Genomic DNA, 2,534 nt, shown 5'->3' with positions numbered 1-2,534 from the left:
CGACGCAGCGGGCCGGTTCAGGAGCTCGTCGACGGCCGTAGCCTCGAACACCACCTCCGTGGTCTCACCGCGCTCCAACTCCACGGGAGCCATCGCGACCGGAGCCAACGGGCCGAAGTCACCGACGACCGACACCGGAGCGGAACCCGTGGCCTGGAACCCGCCCTGGACGCTCGTCCCGACGAACGTGTAACCCATCGCGTTGCCCTCGACATCCGCAGCGTCAGCCGGGGTCGTCACCGCGATCTTCCACCGCAGGACCTCGTCCTTCACGCTCTGCCACCCCGTCGCACCGTTCGCCGCGGTGTCCCAGGTATAGGTGTAGGTGCGACCGTCATCCGACCGCACTCCACCCGTCAGCTGCATGCCCGCGGACGACGGGGCCCCATCGCGGATAAAGGCCCCCGCGATCACGTCCTGCCCCTCGGCGAACGTCGTCCCCTCCGGGGCCGTGACGGTCACCGACGCAGCGGGCCGGTTCAGGAGCTCGTCGACGGCCGTAGCCTCGAACACCACCTCCGTGGTCTCACCGCGCTCCATCTCCACGGGAGCCATCGCGACCGGAGCCAACGGGCCGAAGTCACCGACGACCGACACCGGCGCGGAACCAGCGGCGCGGAACGCACCCTGGAGGCTCGTCCCGACGAACGTGTAACCCATCGCGTTGCCCTCGACATCCGCAGCGTCAGCCTGGGTCACCACGGCGATCTTCCACCGCAGAACCTCATCCTTGGGGCTCTGCCACCCCGTCGCACCGTTCGCCGCGGTGTCCCAGGTGTAGGTGTAGCTGCGACCATCGGCCGACCGCACTCCACCCGTCAGCTGCATCCCCGTGGGGTCCTCCTGACCGTCACGGACGAACGCACCGGCGATCTCGTCCTGACCCTCGGCGAACGTCGTCCCCTCCGGGGCGGTGACGGTCACCGTCGCAGCGGGCTGACCCAGGAACTCATCGGCGACCTTCGCCTCGAACGTCACCTCGCGCTCGGTACCCCGAGTGAGCTCCAGAGGAGCCATCGTCGCGGGAGCCACCGGACCGAAGTCGCCCGGGATCGACACGGGAGCTTCACCCGTCGCTCTGAACGCGCCCTGCGTGCTGGTGCCGACGAACCGGACCGCCATCGCGTTGCCCTCGACGTCGACCGCACCGGTCGGCGTGCTGACGGCGATCTTCCACCGCAGGATGTCACCCTTCAGGGTCTGCCACCCCGTCGCACCGTTCGCCACGGTGTCCCACACGTACGTGTACGTGCGACCGTCCGCCGACCGTTCACCACCGGTCAACCGCATCCCACCGGACGACGAGACACCGTCGCGGACGAACTCCCCGAGGATCTCGTCCTGACCCTCGGCGAACGTCGTCCCCTCCGGGGCGGTCAGCGTCACCTCGGCAGCGGGCCTCTCCAGGACCTCGTCGGTGGCCGTCGCCTCGAAGGTCACCTCGCTGTCCGCTCCCCGCGTCAGTTCCACGGGAGCCATCGTCACCGTGTCGAGAGGACCCGTCCCCGCGACCTCGACCTCGACGGTGTCCTGCACGTCGCCGTTCGGCAGCGTCTGGGTCACGACGACCGTCGTCGGATCGGTCGGGACGCCGGGCAGTGCCAACTCGTACGTGCCGGCGTCGGACACGACGACCGATTCGCCTCGGGCGGAGACGGTCGCGCCGGTGGTGCCGACACCCGAGATGCGACCGGGGCCGCCGTCCGCAGTGGCCGTCAACGCGCGCTCCGAGAGCATGCGATCGTCCATCACGAGGGGACGCTTGCCCCCGCCGCTCAGCAGGAACAGGAACGTCCCCGCGCTTCGGGGGACGAGACCGTGGGTCGGCCTGGCGACGGGCGCGAGCGTCTTGTCGAACCCCTGCACGGAGTTCGCGTCGGTCCAGGTCCAGAGCTGCTCGGAGGAGTCGGAGCATGTCGCGAAGGCCAGGTAGGTGAAGTTGTTCGCCGGGATCAGACAGCGGTCATCGTTCGCACCCGTTCCGCGCACCTGCCCCTGCTGGCCGACGGCCGGCAGCGAGAACCAGCTGGCGTCGTCGACGGTGGTCGTCCGCATCGTGTCGGGGTCGATGCGGAGACCGTACTGGACGTCGTCGGAGCTGTTGATGACCAGCGGTCCGACACGACGTGTGGACTCGGCCTCCGCGTTCTCGCTCGTGGTGCTGGTGACGGTCGTGCCCCGCTCGGCGCTGGGGGCCGCGACAGCCCCGGGCCCGAATGCGAGCCCCGAGACGACGGTCGCCGTCGCGAGTGCGGCCGCACCCAGGCGCTGCCCCGGGGTGTTCTTCTTCTTGTTCGTCATGTGGTGATTCGTTCTTTCTTTCTGGCCGTCGAGGGACGGCGTGAGGGAAGAGGTCTGTCGGGTCCGGGTCACCGGGCGCCGACCTCGGGGCGCAGGGGAAGCCGAGGAGGCGCGGGTCGAGATGACCCGCGCCTCCCCCGTGTTCGTTGCGACTAGTCCGCGGTGTTGAAGCGGATCGTCTCGCTGCCGTTCGCGATGTCGGCACGCTCGCTGGTGACCGTGAAGGTCACCGG

General features: G+C 69.6%; 1 protein-coding gene. It reads right to left on the bottom strand.

Going from position 1 to position 2,534, the window contains the following annotated elements:
• On the bottom strand, nt 1-2,301 hold a 2,301-nt coding region (locus tag ACZ6JE_RS15005; protein ID WP_464319451.1), incomplete at its 3' end, for a hypothetical protein.
• Nucleotides 2,302-2,534 lie beyond the last annotated feature (233 nt).

The sequence above is a fragment of the Frigoribacterium sp. AC759 genome (assembly GCF_979256015.1).
Note: the sequence above shows the minus strand (reverse complement) of the source record. Positions and strands in the feature narration are given on the sequence as shown.